Source organism: Stenotrophomonas sp. S4, from assembly GCF_054187805.2.
In genome coordinates, this window is the sequence record NZ_CM196188.1 from 4,736,099 (window position 1) to 4,750,572 (window position 14,474).

Below are 14,474 nucleotides of genomic sequence, written 5' to 3' on the forward strand. Positions count from 1 at the left end.
TGACCCGGAGCATGCGTGCCTCGGCGACGGGGGTCGGATCCCGTTCCCATTGGGAACGGGATCCGACCCCGATTCAGAACAGCGTGCCCTGCACCGTGGGCTGTTCAATGCGCGCCGGTGCTTCGGCCACCGCTTCCGCACCCAGCCGCCAGGCCAGGCCACCCAATCGGCTGGCGTGGCGCTTCAGCGCGGCCTGCAGCACGTCCGCGCTGCCCGCCACGTGCAGCACCTGGCGGGCGCGGGTCAGGCCGGTGTAGACCAGTTCGCGCGACAGCACGCGGCTGTCCTGGCGCGGCAGCTGCAACCACACTTCGTCGAACTCCGAGCCCTGTGCCTTGTGCACGGTCATCGCGAAGGCGCTTTCGTGCGCGGGCAGTGCCGCCGGGTGGAAGGCGCGCGGCTGATCGACGCTGTCGCCCGGGAACCAGGCCACCATCGCACCGCTGCCATCGCGCAGGCAGATGCCGATATCGCCGTTGAACAGGCGATGCCGGTAGCTGTTCTCGGTGACCAGCAGCAGGCGGCCCTGGAAGTAGCCCGGGGTGTTGCCTGCCAGCAACTGTTCGATGCGGCTGTTGAGCCCGCGCGCACCCTGCGGGCCTTCGCGCAACGCGGTCAGCACGCGCAAGCGCCCGGCCTGCTGCAGGGCAAGCACTGGATCGGCCGCGTCGGCCAGTGCACGCCAGTGGCCCAGCAGGTGCTCGCGCTGGCCACGCAGCGGATCGGCTTCGCCTTCGTGGAAATGCACGCCGGCCAGTTCACCACTGCGCAGCAGCTGCAGCGCGGTGCTGCTGTCGCCCTCGCGCACGGCATGGGCCAGTGGTGCCAGGTCCAGCGCATTGCTCTGCCGGTAGCCGCGCTGCAGCTGCACGCGGCGCCCGGCGAAGGCGCGTGGCGTGGCCTGCGGCTGCAAGGTAGCCGGTGCCAGCAGGCCATGCAGTGCCTGCGCGTCATCGGCGCGGGTGCCGATGCCATCACCGCTGGCGCGCAGGATCGCACTGAGCACGTCGCCGGCCTCGACCGAGGGCAACTGATCGGGATCGCCGAGAAGGATCAGCCGGGTACCGCTGGCAATCGCGTCGACCAGCTTGGCCATCATCGGCAGATCGATCATCGACGCTTCGTCGACCACCACCACGTCCACCGGCAGCGGATTGTCGGCGTGGTGGCGGAAGCGCGGTGAATCGGGAATCACCCCGAGCAGGCGATGCAGGGTGGTGCCGGTACTGGGCAACCCCGCGCACAGCGTCGGATCCAGGCCTTGTTCCTGCAGCCGTTGCACGGCCACGCGCAGGCTCTCGGCCATGCGTTCGGCGGCGCGCCCGGTGGGCGCGGCCAGCGCCACCTCGGGCAGCGCCTGGCCAGCGTGCCGGGCCTGTGCGGCCAGCAGCAGCAACAGGCGCGCGATGGTGGTGGTCTTGCCGGTGCCGGGACCGCCGGTGACCAGCGCCAGCGGATGGCGCAGGGTCACGCCGGCCGCGCGTGCCTGGTGGTCCTCGCTGCCCGATGCCTGCGGGAACAGCTGCGCGAACAGCGGTGCCAGCGCGGCCATGTCCGGTGCCGGCAGCGGATGCCGACCAATGCGCTGCAGCCCGGCCGCCAGCTGACGCTCGTACTCGCGATAGCGGCGCAGGTAGAGCAGCCCGTTTTCCAGCACCAGCGGTGCATCCTCGGCGATGGCATCGGCCTGCTCGGGTGTCGCCACCCAGGGCGACGCACGCAGCTGCGCCAGCCAGTCCTGCGCGGCAGGCCACTCGGGCACGCCTTCCAGCAACCGCTGCGGTTGTGTCGGATCGAACGCAGCGTGGCCCTGCGACACCGCCAAGGAAGCCAGGGCGGCCGCCAACGCCACACTGTCGGGCGTGTCGTCGCGCAGCCGCTGCAGGCTGGTCGCCAGTGCATGGTCGAGGGTGCGCAGCTGGCCCTTCTGGTGCAGTTCCTTCAGCAGGCTCATGCGCTGGCTCCACGCGCACGCGCGGCCAGTTCGGCCTGGGCCTGCTCGCCACCGGCGAACAATGCATCCAGCGCATCCACCAGAGCCAGCGGGAACCGGTCCACATGCACGCCGTTGCCGGCAGCATCCAGGCCGCGACAGAACAGGTAGCGGATGCCGCCCATGTCGCGCTCGTAGTCATAGGCCGCGCCCAGGCGGAAACGCAACCAGCGATGCAGAGCCACCGTATAGATCAGCGCCTGCAGGTCGTACTCGCTGTGGCGCATGGCAATGGCCAGCAGGTCCGGGCTGTAGCCCGGCAGGCGGTTGGATTTGTAGTCGAGCACGTACCAGCGCCCGTCGCGCACGTAGGTCAGGTCGATCATGCCGGTCATCAGCCCTTCCAGGCGGCGGCGCTGGCCGAAGCCGCGACGCGTACTGGAAACCCCATGTGCATGCAGCACCTGCAACAGCGCCGGTACCGTGGTCGGTTCGATGGCGAAATGGAAGTCGATTTCCGCGCGGCGCTCGCCTTCGCCCAGGCTGTGCAGCGCACCGCCCTCGGGCAGCGGCACGGTGAGCGTGTGGCCCACCAGCGGCACCAGCACCGCCACGCCATCGTCCAGGTCGACGTCGGCATAACCTTCGTCGTGCAGCGCCTTGCGCAGCACCTCGGCCTGGCCCTCTGGAGCTTCCAGACCCGGCTGCCAGTCAGCCCAGGCAGCGAAGTCGACGTTCTCCATCGCTTCGTGCAGCACGTTGCCGAAGCGACTGCCCATGAAGCGCGGGTCGACCGCCACGCTGTCCTCGGCCGCCGCAGCGGGTTCCGGCAGCGCGGGCTCCAGAGGCAGTTCCGGGCCGGCCGGTTCGTCGGCTGCCGGCGCCGGCAGCTCGGTGGCGGCGGCTTCGATATCACTACCGGCGCCCGCGTCGGCATGTGCCAGCTGGGTAAAGCTGTACACCCACCAGTCGTGCGGTACGCGCCGGGTCAGGGCACGCACCGCCGGAAGGTCACCTTCCACTTCGGCCGCCAGCTGCGGCAGCGCAGCCGGTGTCTCGCTGTCATCGATGTGCACGTCGGCCTGGGCGCGCAGCGCCTGCAGGTCACCCAGCAACGGTGCCAGCCGTGTCCTGCCGAGCCCGGCCAGATCACCCACGGCGATCCACAGCGCGTGTTCGGCGCGGGTCAGTCCCACATACAGCAGGCGTGCATCCTCGGCGCGTTGCTCGCGCTCGCGCTGGGCACTGGCCGCTTCCCAGGCTTCGTCCTTGTCCAGCTTCCAGTGCAGCTGGCGCTCGCCACCGATGTGCACGGTGCAGTGCGAGGCGGTGTTCGGTGCGCCGCCGTCGATGCCGACGAACGGCAGGAACACCAGCGGGTACTCCAGGCCCTTGCTCTTGTGCAGGGTGATGATCTGCACGCGGCGCGCATCCGATTCCAGGCGCAGCAGCTGCTGCTCGTCATCCTGGTCGGCGCTGGCCATCTGCCCCTGCAGCCAGTCCAGCAGGCCATGCATGCCGAGCGCCTGCGCCGAGGCTTCCTGCAGCAGTTCGCCCAGCTGCAGGTAGTTGGTCAGGCGGCGCTCGCCATCGATCAGCGCCAGCAGGCGTTCGCCCTGCGCGGCACAGACATCGGCGATCACCGCGAACGGTCCGCCGCGCTGCCAGCGCTCGCGCCAGTGCAGCAGCTGTGCCTGGAAATCGCGTTGCAGGTCGCCCTCGCGTTCCATCGCCGCGATCGCGCTGGCCCGCTGGCCCAGCAGTACCGTGGCCAGCGCTGCACGCAGGCGGCCTTCGTCGGCCGGTTGCAGCAGTGCTAGCAGCAGCGCACGAAGATCGCGCGCTTCAGGGGTGGAAAACAGGCTCTGCTTGCCGGCCGCCACCGCAGGAATACCGACCGCGGCCAGCGCCCGTTGCACCAGCGTCGCTTCGCGATGCGAGCGCACCAGCACCGCGATGTCACCCGGCCGCACCGGATGACCACGCAGCACGGCACTGCCCGCACGCGCCTCGACCAGGATCCGGTGGATCGCCGCCACGCAGGCCTGGGTCGCTGCCTCACGCGAGGCGTCCGCACTCATCGCCTTGTCACCGCCACTACGCAGCACGCGCAGGGTAAGTGCCGTGGCGGCGTGGCCGTCGCGCAGGTAGTCCTCATCGCTGCGCACGCCACCGGGACGCACCGGCTCGAACTGGATGTCGCGTTCGAGGAAGGCGTCTTCACCACCGTTGTCGTACAGCGCCTGCAGCGCACGCAGCACAGCCGGCCGCGAGCGGAAGTTCTGGTCCAGCACCGGCGCCTGCCGCGCCACCTGCTTGGCCTTCAGGTAAGTGTGGATGTCGCCACCGCGGAAACCGTAGATCGCCTGCTTGGGGTCGCCGATCAGGAACAGCGCCGGTGCCAGGCCGAGTTCGCGCACCTCCGGCGAATCGCCGAACACGGTGTGGAAGATGCCCCACTGGCGATCATCGGTGTCCTGGAACTCATCGACCAGTGCGATGCGATACTGCGCGCGCAGCTGCCTGACCAGCGCCTGCCGCTGCGGGCCTTCCAGGGCCAGCGCTACGCCATCAATCAGATCGTCGTAGGTCTGTACCCGGCGGGTGCGCTTCAGCGCCTGCAGGCGCTGCGTGGCTTCGGCGCGAAGCGCGTGCAGGAAATTCAGCGCGGTGGCACGCAACCAGGCATCGCGTTCGGCCAGCAGCGCGACATAGCGCGCCAACGGCGCCTGCACTGGCGACGACGGCGTGCGGTCGGGGAATTTCTTGTTGGTCTTGTCGGCCAACACGTCCGGCAGCAGTGCCGGCAGGCGTTCGCTGGCCAGCAGCTCGCGCGGGTCGGCGCGCCCGGCCCAGGCCAGCAGCTGCCGGCCCAGCGTGTGCAGCCAGCCCAGCTTGTAGGACACCCCGTTGATCCACTTGTTGTCGACGGCATCGCAGAGGTCGATGAGGAACTGCTCGCCATGCTCGCGCAGCGCCAGCTGCAGTTCGGCGGCGGTGGCCTGCAATGCCGGGTGTGGATCGGCCAGCGCCACCGGCCGTGGCAACGGGTGCAGAGGCGGCGCAGCCAGCAGCGCGCGCAGATCGGCGGCCAGCGCGTCCGGGTTGGACCACAGCCAGGTCAGCGGTTCCAGCGTGGCCGGGTCGTTGGCGTGCACCCGCCACAGATCGGCGGCCAGCTCCTCCAGCAGCTCACGGTCGCTGGCCAGCAGTTCCGGCGGATCGAAGGTGTGGCCGCTTTCCAGCGCGTGCTCGCGCAGCACCCGGGTGCAGAAGCCATGGATGGTGAAGATGGACGCCAGGTCGATTTCGTCGGCGGCCACCTGCAGGCGGCGCTTCAGTGCGGCAGCGCTCTCGGTGCCGCTCTGCAGATGGCGCTGCAGCACGTCGCGGGTCAAGCTCGCGTCCGGTGCTTCGCCCTCGGCCGGTTCCAGATCGACCAGGCGCGCGGCCAGCGCCAGGCGCTCGCGGATACGCTTGCGCAGTTCCTGGGTGGCGGCATCGGTGAAGGTCACCGCCAGGATCTGGCCGATGCGCAGGCCCTGCTCCACCACCAGGCGGGTGAACAGCGTGGCCAGGGTGAAGGTCTTGCCGGTACCGGCGCTGGCCTCGATCAGGCGGATGCCATGCAGCGGCAGCGCCAGATAGGGATCGCCCGCCATGCGCCGGGAGCCCTCATCAACGATGGCGGTGCTCATGCGTTGCCCTCCTGGCGTGCGTCGGCGCCAAGGGTGCGGCCTTCGCGCACCGCGCTGAAGACCACCTGGCTGTTGCGCAGCAGGTCGGCATAGCTGGCGTCGGTGGCGAACGGATCGGCGCCACGCAGCAGCAGCTGCCAGGCATCGCTGCTGGACTCACCCCAGCTGCGGTCGCTGCCGTGCCACTGCTTCCAGCCTTCGCTGCGCTGTTTTTCGGCCGGCGCGTTGTACAGCACCCAGCCGGTGTACGGGGCAAAGCGCAGCGGTTCACGCAGTCCGCGTTGGCGCAGCTGCAGCAGTGCGCGCAGCGCGGCGCGTGCAGCAGGAACGCTCAACGCCGGCAACACATGCGGTCCGGGACCGGCGTCGCCGCCATCGTGGAACTGCACCAGCGGCAACGCATCGCCTGCAGCGTTGGCCAGCAGCCAGTCCAGGCCCTGGCGGATCACCGCATTACCATTGAGGGTACCGGCGCGCAGGCGCACCAGCCCGTCGGGATGCCGATCGGCCACCCGGCCATGCAGGCGTATGCCATCGATCTCCACCTCATAGCGGCGGCTTTCCAGCGGTTCGCCCTGCATCCAGCCCAGCAATGCGCTGGCATAGGGGCGGGTCTTCAACTGCTCCACCTCGAACTGGCGCTCGCCCAAGGGGCCGGAGGGCAGCAGGCCGCGTGCGCGCAGGCGCGGGTACAACGGCTCGGTGTCACCGCTGAGCGTGGCGCGCACCACCGCCGCCTGCACGCTGCGCTTCTCCGGGCCGCGCGAGGACAGCACCAGCGGTTCCAGGTCGTCGACCTCCTCGACGTCGTCGGCCAGGCGCAGGCCCAGCGACTGCGCCAGGAACTGCCCGGCCGGGTCGCACAGGAAGCGGCGCAGGGTATCGAGTGCAACGTCGTCTTCCACCGCATCGTCAAGCGGCGGCGGCAACGGTGCATCGAACCACGGCTGCAGGCCCCCACGCTCGCCGGTGAGGCGACCAGCGGCCGGATGCCACTGGCGGCGATAGCTGAAGCGGCGTGGATCGCCATCACCGAACGCCGCCGGCGAGAACGGCTGCAGTGCGTGGCGCACGGTGAAGTCGCGGACCGCCGCAGGCGGATCGAGGTGATACGCGGCCGCGGCATCGATCAGTTCACTGACCAGCACCGACGGCTCGCGCACGCTGCCATCGCGCGGATCGGCACCGAGGTAACTCAGGTAGAACACCTCCTGCGCGGCAGCGAACAGCTGCAGGAACAGGAAACGGTCATCCTCGCGGGTGGAGCGGTCGCCCGGACGGCGGCGCGGCGTGTCCAGCTCGGCAGTGAGCTGGTTGAGACCGGCCGCCGGGTCGCGGCGCGGGAAATCGCCATCATTGAGACCGAGCACGCAGATCACCCGAAACGGCAGCAGGCGCATCGGCACCATGCGGCCGAAGCTGATGCCACCGGTCAGCAGCGGCGCGCGCGTATCGGCCTCGCCCAGCGCGCCGGCGAAGTGCGAACGCACCACCTCCGGTGGCACACCGTCTTCGAAACCGGCCTTGGCGGCATCGTCGGCGAACTGGTTGAGCAGCTTGCGCAGGCGCTCCAGCGCACGCTGGCTGTTGGGCGAGCTGGGCGCGGTCGGCAGCAGCGCGTCCAGCAGCGACAGCAGGCGCTGTCGCCACTGCGCCGGCGTCAGCAGCTCGCCGAGGCGGCGCTGGTAGATCGCCAACACGCGCAGCAGGCGCAGCAGGCGGTCGAGCGCTTCCAATGCGCCGCCCTCCAGCTCGATCCACGGTGCAACACCGGCCAGGTCGGCCTCGCTGCCGGTCGCGTGACCGAGCACCAGGCGGTCCAGCGCGAACTGCCAGGTGTAGGCGTCGTCGGCCGGTGCCTGGTGCTGGTTGCGGTGCTTCGCATCCAGGCCCCAGCGTGCGCCGGCCTGCTGCAGCCAGCCATGCAGGCGGTCGAAGTCCACCGCTTCCAGACCGGCCGCTTCGGCCAGTGGCGCGCTGGCCAGCAGGTCCAGCACTTCATTCAGGCCGAAACGCGAGACCGGCAGGCCCAGCAGGTGTACGAACACATCGGCCAACGGCTCACCCGCCAGTGGACTGCTGTCGGCCAGCGCATAGGGAATGTGCTCTTCCTCGCCGCCACGGCCACCGAACACCGCTTCCAGGTACGGCACATAGGGATCGATGTCCGGCGCCAGCACCGCGATCTCGCGCGCCTGCAGCGGCGGATCGAAGCGCGGGTCCTGCAGCAGGCTGCGCAGCTGGTCGTGCAGCACCTGCAACTCGCGCAGGCGGGTATGGCAGGCATGCACCTGCAGGCTGGGGTCGTCGCGACGCAGCCCGTCGCGCAGCTGCCCCGAAGGCAGTGCACGGCGATGGAACAGGTCGCGCTGCAGGCGATGCAGCAGGCTGTCGGACAGGCCACCTTCGTCCAGGGTCGGCCGGGTGTCCTCCTCCGGATCGGAATAGGCCGCAATCTCGCCGGCCGGGTGCACCACCTCGTAGCTGCCCAGCACCGCCATGAAGTCGCGGCCGGCCGCGCCCCAGGCTTCCAGCAGGCGGTTCTCACCGGCCGCTTCACCGAAGGGATCGGGCGCGCCACTGCGCAGGCGCTCGGCCAGCGTCTGCAGGTCACCCCAGTACGACTGCACGGGGGTAGGCATATAGAAGTGCAGCTCGCCCACCCGCGCCTGGGTGGCCATCACGCGCAGCACGTCGGGCGAGATGTTGAGCGTCGCGAACGCGGACATGCGCGGCGGCAAGCCCTGTGGCAATGGCTGGCCGGCGCCCTCGAAGCGGTCCAGGTAGGCCTGGATGCGGCGCGCGCGGTAGTCGTGACCACCGGCGATGGTGCGCCAGAGGATCGCCTGCGGGTCGGCCGGGTCGGCGCCGGCCTCCCAGCGCAGCAGCCAGTCGCGGCGCCAGGCCTGGTACTTCTCGAACACCGACGCCAGTTCACCGGCCAGCGCCCACGGCTTCAATGCGTCGCCACCGGCAAGATAGGACTGCAGCGCGCGCATCGGTGGCTGCGCCAGCAGCGCCGGGTCGCGCAGTGCCTGGTACAGCTTCCAGTGCAGGCCGGCCGCGTCCAGGTCGTCGCGTTCGCCCGGCACATTGGCGTTGAGTGCACGGGCAACGAACTCGCCCGGGGTCAGGAACTCGAGATTGGCAGCCACGCCATACTCGGCAGCGAGTGTCGCTTGCAGCCAACGCCGCATCGCCACCTGCGGGATCAGCACCACCTCCGGCGCCAGCAACGGCTGGCCCGGAACCGGCGCACGCATGTTGCGCGCCAGCAGCGCGGCCAGCACGTCCAGGGAGTTGGAATGGTAGAGGCGGAAATCGCTGCCCGGGTCACTCATCATGCACAGTGTGCAGCACGGCAGGCAGTATTCAATGGCCGGCCCATCGCCGGTACGGATTGTTCCGGGCTGCCAGCCGATTGTCCCGGCCTGGCAAGGGTCTTGCCGTGCCACAATACTGGACCGTCCAGTCTGCTTATGTTCAGCCGACGGGCCCGATCCTTCGATGTCTAAAAAACGTTAATGGTGCCCATGTCGGCTTCCACCTCCAGTCTGGTGCAGTTATCCAACGTCCGCATCGACCGGAGCGGGCGCACGATCCTGCGCGACGTGTCGCTGCAGGTGCCCAAGGGCAGCATCACCGCGGTACTGGGTCCGTCCGGCAGTGGCAAGTCGACCCTGCTGGCGGCACTGACCGGCGAACTGCGTCCGGTCGCCGGCGAGGTCACCCTGTTCGGCAAGCCGATTCCGCATGACAGCGGCGCGCTGCTGGAGATGCGCAAGAGCGTGGGTGTGCTGCTGCAGGGCAATGGCCTGCTGACCGACCTCACTGTGGCCGAAAACGTCGCGCTGCCGCTGCGTACGCATACCCGCCTGCCGACCGCCGTGCTGCGTCGGCTGGTGGAAATGAAGCTGCATGCGGTGGGCCTGCTGGCCGCGGCCGATGCCTGGCCGCGCGAACTGTCCGGCGGCATGGCGCGCCGCGTGGCGCTGGCCCGCGCGCTGGCGCTGGACCCGCCGCTGATGATCTACGACGAGCCGCTGACCGGGCTGGACCCGATCGCCTCGGGGGTGATCATGAGCCTGATCCAGCGCCTCAACCACAGCCTGGGCCTGACCAGCATCATCGTCAGCCACCACGTGCACGAGACCCTGCCGATCTGCGACCAGGTCATCGCCATTGCCAATGGCGGCATCGTGTTCCAGGGCACGCCCGAGGCGCTGCAGTCCAGCCAGGACCCGCTGCTGCGGCAGTTCCTGCATGGCCAGCCCGATGGCCCCATTCCGTTCGATGCCGCGCCGCGCGCGAGGGTCGCCTGATGCCGTTCGTCCAAGCCACCCGCTCGCTGGGCCGCGCCGGCCTGTTCTCGCTGACCGTGCTGCGTGGTTCGCTGCCGACCCGTGACTTCCTGGCCGAGCTGACCCGCGAGATCTACAAGATCGGCGCACGCTCGCTGCCGATCATCGCCGTCGGTGGTGCCTTCGTCGGCCTGGTACTGACCCTGCAGGGCTACCGCACGCTGACCACCTTCGGTGCGGCCGACGCGCTGTCGACCCTGCTCGGCCTGTCGCTGTACCGCGAACTGGCGCCGGTGCTGACCGCGCTGCTGTTCATCGGCCGCGCCGGCAGTTCGATCGCCGCCGAACTGGGCCTGATGCGCGCCACCGACCAGATCAAGGCACTGGAGCTGATGGCGATCGACCCGGTGGCCAAGGCCGTGGCGCCGCGCTTCTGGGCGGCGGTGCTGACCGTGCCGCTGCTGACCGGCATCTTCTGTTCGCTGGCGATCAGTGCCAGCTACTTCGAAGCGGTGCACGTGCTGGGCCTGGACAATGGCGTGTTCTGGTCGGCGCTGCGCAACAGCGTCGATTTCTGGGATGACTTCGGCGTGGCGATGCTGAAGTCGGCGATCTTCGGCGGCACCGCCGCGCTGGTCGCCGCCTACGTTGGTTTCCACGCCGAGCCGACCATCGAGGGCACCTCGGTGGCGACCACCCGTGCGGTGGTCAACGCCTCGCTGCTGGTGCTGATGTTCAACTTCGTGCTGTCGGCAATGTTGTTCACCTAACCCCTCCACCGGCGGTGCGCAGGCGCGCGCGGCCACCACGACTCGATCAGGTAATCCACATGGCCATCCGCGGTCCCAGACTCGAATTCTCCGTCGGCGCCTTCCTGCTGCTGGCCCTGGCCTCGCTGATGGTGCTGGCCGTGGCCTCGACCAACCAGCGCTGGAGCTGGGGCAGCCAGGGCTACGAGCTGAAGGCGCGCTTCTCCCAGGTCGGCCAGCTGCGCAAGCAGGCGCCGGTGAAGATCGGCGGCGTCACCGTCGGCCAGGTCGCCTCGATCGACCTGGATCCGGTGAAGTTCGAGTCCATCGTGACCCTGCGCATGGACAGCAAGGTCAAGGACCTGCCGGCGGACACCTCGGCCGGCATCTTCACCAGTGGTTTGCTGGGCGAGAGCTATATCGGTCTGCAGCCGGGCGGTGACCCGGACGTGCTCAAGGCCGGTGACGAGATCGTCTTCACCCAGCCGGCGGTTGACCTGATCCAGCTGGTCGGCAAGTACATGTTCAGTGGCGGCGCCGGTGGTGGCGCAGGCCAGAAGCCCAACGATGGCGCGCAGGCGCCTGCAACGGAACCGCAACCATGAAGATGAAACTGATCCCGGCCCTGCTCGCCTCGACGCTGCTGCTGGCCACGCCGTTCCTCGCCCAGGCCCAGGCCGCCGCCCCCGCCGCTGCCGCGACGCAGGGCCAGGCCGGCAAGGTGGTGATCGATGCCAGCACGCGCATCCTCACCACCCTGCAGCAGCGCCGGAGCGAGTTCAGCAGCAACCCGGCCAGCCTGCGCAGCTACATCGACAGCGAATTGAACCGCACCTTCGATCGCGACTACGCCGCGCGCCTGGTGCTGGGCCCGCACGCCCGCGGCGCCTCGGATGCCGACATCAAGCTGTTCGCCGATGCCATGGCCGACAGCCTGATGCAGCGTTACGGTTCGACCCTGCTCAACATCCAGGGCAAGCCGAGCTTCCGCCTGAAGGGTGAGAGCCCGCTGCCGGGCAACCGCGGCGTGCGCGTGAGCACCGAACTGGTCCGCGCCGGCAGCGAACCGACCCCGGTCGAGTACTGGATGCGCAACGTGAACGGCCAGTGGAAGATCTTCGACGTCAACATCGAAGGCATCTCCTACGTGCAGACCTTCCGCAACCAGTTCGATACCCCGCTGCGCCAGAAGGGCATCAAGCAGGTGGCCAGCGAACTGCACAGCGGCAGCATGCAGGCCGGGCCCGCGGGCAATGGCAAGTAACGCGCTGGCGCTGCTGGAAGGCGACACCCTGCGCCTGCGCGGGGTGCTCGACCGTGCCGCGGTGATCGCGCTGTGGCCGCAGCTGCAGGCCCTGCCGGCCAAGCTGGCGCGGCTGGAGCTGGGCGAGGTCGAGCGCGTGGACAGCGCCGGGCTGGCCCTGCTGGCCGAACTGGCGGCCCGTGCACGCAAGGCCGGCCATGCACTGGCCATTTCCGGCGCGCCGGCCGGCTACAACGAGCTGAGCGCAGCCTACCGGCTGTCGCCCGACCTGGATTTCAACGCTACTTCTGCTGCGAGCTGACATGAACGTCGTACGCACTTTCCCCCTGATCGTCCTGGCCACCGCCCTGACCGCCTGTGCCGGCAAGCCCGCGCGCAGCGATGCGCCGGTCGCCAGCACCGTGGTTGCGCCCAGCCCTGCTGCCGAAGCGCCTGCCGCAACGGCCGATACCGGCGTGGTCGACGCTGCTCCGGTCGCCCCCGTGGCCAATCCTGCGGCGCCCGCCACATCGTCGCCGACGGCTGCGCCGCAGGGCGCGGAGGCCACCGCACCGAAGACCGCAGCGTCCACCGCCGCCGCTGGCGACGATGATTTCGATGCCCTGTATGGCGGCACCGGCAACACCGGCAGTGCGGCGGCCTACGATCCGTGGGAACCGTTCAACCGCAAGGTCCACAAGTTCAACAACGCGGTCGACCGCGGCGTGGCCCGTCCCCTGGCCACCGCCTATACCCATGTGGTGCCGCGCTTCGCGCGTACCGGCGTCAGCAACTTCTTCAGCAACCTGCGTGCGCCGGTGACCATCACCAACCAGCTGCTGCAGGGCCGTGGTGCCGACGCGTGGGACAGCCTCGGCCGCTTCCTGATGAACAGCACGCTGGGCATCGGTGGCCTGTTCGATCCGGCCAGCAAGGCGATGGTGCCGCGTCGCAATGAAGACTTCGGACAGACCCTGGGTGCCTGGGGCTGGCGTCGTTCGCGCTATGTGGAACTGCCGTTCTTCGGCCCGCGTACCGTGCGCGATGTGTTCGGCCTGGCCGGTGACATCCCGCTGTCGCCGATGCGCCGCATCGAGGAAGACAAGATCCGCATCGGCCTGCAGGGCCTGCAGCTGGTCGACACCCGCGCACAGCTGCTGGCGATCGACGATCTGCGCGACACCGCAGTGGACGAATACGCCCTGGTCCGCGATGCCTGGATGCAGCGCCGCAACTACCAGATCGAGAACGATCTGCGCAGCAAGCGCGACCGCGGCCACGACGATGCCAATTCGCCGATCCCGGTCGATGCGATGCCAATGCCGCAGTGGACCCACTGAGTCCGGTCTGCAGCGCATGAAAAACCCCGCCTCGGCGGGGTTTTTCTTTGGCGCTGCGGGTGGGGTCGGAGCCCTTTCCCGTGGAAAGGGATCCGACCCCGGCCGATCAGGCCGCCAGTGCCGCCTCGATGGCCTCGCGCAGGCGCGCATCATCGGCGGCCACGTCCGGCGCAAAGCGGGCGACGACCTTGCCATCGCGGCCGACCAGGAACTTCTCGAAGTTCCACAGCACCGCCGGTGCCGGATGGATCGGGATCTCCTTGCTGGCCAGGCGCTCGCGCAGCGGGCCTTCACCGATCGACTGCGGCTGCGCAGCGGTCAGCTGCTGGTATAGCGGGTGGGTGTCCTCGCCAGCCACGCTGATCTTGGAGAACATCGGGAAACTGACATCGTAGGTGAGCTGGCAGAACTGCTGGATCTCGGCCTCGCTGCCCGGCTCCTGGCCAAGGAAGTTGTTGGCGGGGAAGCCCAGCACTTCCAGGCCCTGCGCGTGCTTTTCCGCATACAGCGCCTGCAGGCCTTCGTACTGCGGGGTCAGGCCACACTTGGAGGCAACGTTGACCAGCAGCAGCACCTTGCCCTGGTAGTCGGCAAGCGAGGACGGCTGGCCGTCGATGGTGGTGAGGGAAATGTCCTGGATCGGGGTGCTCACGCGGGGGCTCCGGCAACAGCGGGGAATGGCCCACCAGCATAGCGCCGCGCGATGCCGGTAGTGCCGGCCGCTGGCCGGCAATGCTGCGATCGTTCCCGGGGGTTCATGCGGTTGCCGGCCAGCGGCCGGCACAACGATCAGTCCACGCAGATCGTACCCTGCGCCTTGCCGTCATCGATGCGCTGGCGGCACCCGAAGTTCTGGCGCACATCGCGCTGGCAGGTACCGGACGCCACAGCACCGGGCGCCACCTCGCCCCCGGCCAGGCACTGGCCCGTGCAGTCACTCTTGCGGCTGCAGGCCTTGCCGGCGTCGGCATAGGGAATCACGCACTGCTCGCGCTGCAGGCGGCCGAGCCGCTGCAGGGTGCCGCCGGCGGCCTGGCAGTCGACGTCACGTGCTTCGCGGTAGGCCTCGCTGGCTTCCGGCGTGGGAGCGGCCGTGGTGGTGTCGGCAACCGGGGGCGTGCTGCTGCACGCAGCCAGCAACGCAGCGAGGAGAAGAACGGCACAGGAGCGGAAGCGCATGTCGATACCCGCCACGGACCCAGGGCGCCCA

The 14,474-nt window shown here is 69.4% G+C and carries 11 protein-coding genes; 6 read left to right on the forward strand and 5 right to left on the reverse strand.

Annotated features, from left to right (window positions below; translation table 11 throughout):
• Positions 1-73 precede the first annotated feature (73 nt).
• From recD to recC, 3 genes are read right to left on the reverse strand one after another with little or no spacing between them, the layout of a single operon-like run.
• Positions 74-1,954 (reverse strand): exodeoxyribonuclease V subunit alpha, encoded by a 1,881-nt coding sequence (gene recD, locus ACUZUJ_RS22020; protein ID WP_458220306.1) that lies wholly within the window; start codon positions 1,952-1,954, stop codon positions 74-76.
• Complete coding sequence (recB, locus tag ACUZUJ_RS22025) at positions 1,951-5,631, reverse strand: exodeoxyribonuclease V subunit beta (RefSeq protein ID WP_458220305.1); 3,681 nt, start codon at positions 5,629-5,631, stop codon at positions 1,951-1,953. The genes recD and recB overlap by 4 nt, the downstream gene beginning before the upstream one ends.
• Positions 5,628-8,975, reverse strand: coding sequence for an exodeoxyribonuclease V subunit gamma (gene recC, locus ACUZUJ_RS22030; RefSeq protein WP_458220304.1), 3,348 nt, complete (start codon positions 8,973-8,975; stop codon positions 5,628-5,630). Before recC ends, recB begins: the two co-directional genes overlap by 4 nt.
• A gap of 189 nt (positions 8,976-9,164) precedes the next feature.
• Between recC and ACUZUJ_RS22035 the strand changes: the two genes are divergently transcribed.
• From ACUZUJ_RS22035 to ACUZUJ_RS22060, 6 genes are read left to right on the forward strand one after another with little or no spacing between them, the layout of a single operon-like run.
• The gene (locus tag ACUZUJ_RS22035) at positions 9,165-9,953 is read left to right on the forward strand and encodes an ABC transporter ATP-binding protein (RefSeq protein WP_014039019.1); all 789 of its coding nucleotides are present in this window, start codon (positions 9,165-9,167) and stop codon (positions 9,951-9,953) included.
• On the forward strand, positions 9,953-10,702 hold the full coding sequence (locus ACUZUJ_RS22040) for an MlaE family lipid ABC transporter permease subunit (protein ID WP_005414955.1): 750 nt from the start codon (positions 9,953-9,955) through the stop codon (positions 10,700-10,702). Before ACUZUJ_RS22035 ends, ACUZUJ_RS22040 begins: the two co-directional genes overlap by 1 nt.
• Positions 10,703-10,761: 59 nt before the next feature.
• Positions 10,762-11,286 carry an outer membrane lipid asymmetry maintenance protein MlaD gene (mlaD, locus tag ACUZUJ_RS22045; protein WP_014039020.1) on the forward strand — a complete coding sequence of 175 codons (525 nt, stop codon included), beginning with the start codon at positions 10,762-10,764 and terminating at the stop codon, positions 11,284-11,286.
• Positions 11,283-11,945, forward strand: coding sequence for an MlaC/ttg2D family ABC transporter substrate-binding protein (locus tag ACUZUJ_RS22050; protein ID WP_014039021.1), 663 nt, complete (start codon positions 11,283-11,285; stop codon positions 11,943-11,945). Before mlaD ends, ACUZUJ_RS22050 begins: the two co-directional genes overlap by 4 nt.
• Entirely contained in the window at positions 11,935-12,246 is a 312-nt protein-coding gene (locus ACUZUJ_RS22055) for an STAS domain-containing protein (RefSeq protein ID WP_014039022.1), read from the forward strand. Before ACUZUJ_RS22050 ends, ACUZUJ_RS22055 begins: the two co-directional genes overlap by 11 nt.
• Before the next feature lies 1 nt (position 12,247).
• The gene (locus ACUZUJ_RS22060; RefSeq protein ID WP_049446845.1) at positions 12,248-13,264 is read left to right on the forward strand and encodes an MlaA family lipoprotein; all 1,017 of its coding nucleotides are present in this window, start codon (positions 12,248-12,250) and stop codon (positions 13,262-13,264) included.
• A gap of 106 nt (positions 13,265-13,370) precedes the next feature.
• Here the strand turns inward: ACUZUJ_RS22060 and ACUZUJ_RS22065 are convergent, their stop codons facing one another.
• Complete coding sequence (locus ACUZUJ_RS22065; RefSeq protein ID WP_014039024.1) at positions 13,371-13,916, reverse strand: glutathione peroxidase; 546 nt, start codon at positions 13,914-13,916, stop codon at positions 13,371-13,373.
• A gap of 137 nt (positions 13,917-14,053) precedes the next feature.
• Entirely contained in the window at positions 14,054-14,443 is a 390-nt protein-coding gene (locus ACUZUJ_RS22070) for a hypothetical protein (protein ID WP_458220303.1), read from the reverse strand.
• Between the last annotated feature and the right edge of the window lie 31 nt (positions 14,444-14,474).